The sequence below is a fragment of the Klebsiella sp. CN_Kp091 genome, from assembly GCF_040065095.1.
Lineage (GTDB): Bacteria > Pseudomonadota > Gammaproteobacteria > Enterobacterales > Enterobacteriaceae > Klebsiella > Klebsiella aerogenes.
The window spans coordinates 1-701 of sequence record NZ_JBEAIO010000028.1 but is presented as its reverse complement, the minus strand read 5'-3'; the positions used below and the strand labels follow the sequence as shown (position 1 = coordinate 701).

The 701-nt window shown below is 53.9% G+C and carries 1 rRNA gene; it reads right to left on the bottom strand.

Annotation, left to right across the window (positions count from 1 at the left end):
* Positions 1–12: 12 nt before the first annotated feature.
* Positions 13–701, bottom strand: a 23S ribosomal RNA gene (locus tag ABLV17_RS13595); the annotation flags it as partial.

The window sequence follows — 701 nt, the reverse complement described above, 5'->3', positions numbered from 1 at the left end:
CTTCGGCGTTGTAAGGTTAAGCCTCACGGTTCATTAGTATCGGTTAGCTCAACGTATCGCTACGCTTACACACCCGACCTATCAACGTCATCGTCTTTAACGTTCCTTCAGGAGACTTAAAGTCTCAGGGAGAACTCATCTCGGGGCAAGTTTCGTGCTTAGATGCTTTCAGCACTTATCTCTTCCGCATTTAGCTACCGGGCAATGCCATTGGCATGACAACCCGAACACCAGTGATGCGTCCACTCCGGTCCTCTCGTACTAGGAGCAGCCCCCCTCAATTCTCCAGCGCCCACGGCAGATAGGGACCGAACTGTCTCACGACGTTCTAAACCCAGCTCGCGTACCACTTTAAATGGCGAACAGCCATACCCTTGGGACCTACTTCAGCCCCAGGATGTGATGAGCCGACATCGAGGTGCCAAACACCGCCGTCGATATGAACTCTTGGGCGGTATCAGCCTGTTATCCCCGGAGTACCTTTTATCCGTTGAGCGATGGCCCTTCCATTCAGAACCACCGGATCACTATGACCTGCTTTCGCACCTGCTCGCGCCGTCACGCTCGCAGTCAAGCTAGCTTATGCCATTGCACTAACCTCCTGATGTCCGACCAGGATTAGCTAACCTTCGTGCTCCTCCGTTACTCTTTGGGAGGAGACCGCCCCAGTCAAACTACCCACCAGACACTGTCCGCAACCC